We start from the raw sequence: 2285 nt of genomic DNA on the forward strand, positions 1-2285 counted from the left end.
TAGTGCTAAAGCTTTTTTAAAAGCAGATATAGCTGCCTTTACATTACCAGATTTTGCTAGTTCTGTACCCCGATCTATCTTGGTAGATGCTGCTAATTTTATGGCAAAGGATTGGGGGTCTTTTTCTTCAGTTTTTCCTGTACTATCAAGGTTGATATTAGGATCTAGTTCTAAAGCTTTTTTAAAAGCAGATATAGCTGCTTCTACATTACCAGATTTGGCTAGTTTTGTACCCTCATCTATCTTTTTGGTAGATACTACTAATTTTTTGGCAAAGGATTCCGGATCTATTTCTTGAGTTTTTCCTGTGCTATCAAGGTTGGTATTAAGATTTAGTTCTAAAGCTTTTTTAAAAGCAGATATAGCTGCTTCTACATTACCAGATTTTGCTAGTTCTGTACCCCGATCTATCTTGGTAGATACTGCTAATTTTTTGGCAAAGGATTGGGGGTCTTTTTCTTCAGTTTTTCCTGTACTATCAAGGTTGATATTAGGATTTAGTTTTAAAGCTTTTCTAAAAGCAGATATAGCCTCTTCTACATTACCAGATTTGGCTAGTTTTATTCCCTGGTTTTGCTGCTTCGTAGCTGCTGCAAGAATAGCTATCGCCATTTGTCCGGTGGGTTTAAAAGAGTCTTTCATTTAATTTTGAAAATTCAATTAAAACTTATAGTCTATTTTGATAAAAAACAGCTCGTAATTTTATATTTAAAACTGATTAATATACTCCTAAAAACCCGGTTTATTTGCGTAATTCCTGAAGAACATAAAATCTCGAAAACAACTCAATTAAAAAATTATTATTATTCAATTGATCGCTATCTTCAGAACCTTGATTATTATGAAATATATCTACCCTTTCTTGTCGATAATCAATCTCTTTTCCAGAGAAACTACTAAAATTAGTTATGCTTGCCCAACTCTCAATATCTGGAGTAAGTCGAATCATTTTTTTGGCAATTTCCCCATTAATCCATAAAATTATAGGAAACTTAAAAGACTTCCACAACTCTTCTCTTAATTGATTCAAAGAAATTAACATTCGATCGATATTTGTAACTGACTCAAAACCACGAACCATAATTGCTGATGGATGTTTTTGACTGTTTATATCCTTAAGTTGGGGATAGATTAAAGTATCCGATGACTTGAGAAAAATCTCTTCTATATTTGGGCAAATTTCTTGTAATTTTTGTGCCATATTATCGCGCAACTTAGTTGAGTCACATAAAGCTAATATCAAACAAAACTGTCCCTGAGACATTTCAATTGTCCATACAATATCTTCAAGCGATCGCTCATTATCAGAACTCTCAAAAGATAAATTTGATTCATTCATAACTTTAATAGGACTTAGGTAATTTCTTAGACAACAAGCTATTTGTATGGGGGCGAATGCCATTCGCCCCTACAGATGGTATATATTTTCTTATGTTGCCTAAGTCCTGTTTAATTCTTCCGCACCTTCTAAAATTGGATTAATATCAAACCAAGATCCTTCAGCATCACGATACTCATAAACAAACATACTCCGAATTAAAATCTTATACCCATCATCTCCCGTTACTTTTTTAGACTCAACTACTTGACGCAATAATTCCCATTCATAAGGTTCAATTGCCAAAACCATTTGGTCGCGCTTTTTTTGAATTACTTGTTTCAAAGTCTCACCAGAAAGAGGTAATTTCCTTTCCTGGCGAATACAGTCATATAGGAACCTTAACAAATTACGAATATGACCACCACTAACAAAACACAACAACTCTAAAGTTTTAGGATTATCAAAAAGTTCCGTGATTTTTTCGAGACGTTTATTTGACTCCAGTTCAGGAAAAGCTCTTGCTAAAACCATCTGTTGCAATAATTCAATTCCTTCCTGATAATTACTACCATCACGCAACTTTATTGATACCATTGGCAAAACATTTGGATCTGTCAAAAACCTCTGAGTCAGATATCCATAATCATTAGAAAATCGCAACGATAAAGGAATAGTATAAACAAGATGACATTTTAGCTGACGTAACTGCTGTCCCCGATCTACAAAAACATATTCTGGTTGAGGTCTTCCCCAAGGCTTTTTATTATCTTCAATACGATCCAAATTATCAATAATTACCACCAATCCTTTCTTACCTTGCTGTTGCAATTTCTCAATAGCAGGCTCTATAATTTCTTGGTTAATTGCTTCAATAGTATTACTAATTCGAGGCTCTATATACTCCCTCAACTTCTTCCTTAATTCAGAACTTTCTTTTGCTTTAGCAGTAATCTTACCCATACCA

2 protein-coding genes and 1 pseudogene are annotated in these 2285 nt (G+C 33.7%); all 3 read right to left on the reverse strand.

The features are described from left to right. A partial coding sequence (locus F6K13_RS29175; protein WP_287289291.1) for a tetratricopeptide repeat protein occupies positions 1-642 on the reverse strand: 642 nt, incomplete at its 3' end. A 100-nt stretch (positions 643-742) separates the two neighbouring features. Continuing rightward, on the reverse strand, positions 743-1339 hold the full coding sequence (locus tag F6K13_RS29180; RefSeq protein ID WP_124146843.1) for a hypothetical protein: 597 nt from the start codon (positions 1337-1339) through the stop codon (positions 743-745). Between the two features lie 99 nt (positions 1340-1438). Further along, positions 1439-2285: pseudogene (locus F6K13_RS29185) on the reverse strand (ATP-binding protein); the annotation flags it as partial.

This window comes from Okeania sp. SIO2B9 (genome assembly GCF_010672505.1).
In the GTDB taxonomy this organism is placed as follows: Bacteria; Cyanobacteriota; Cyanobacteriia; order Cyanobacteriales; family Microcoleaceae; genus Okeania; species Okeania hirsuta.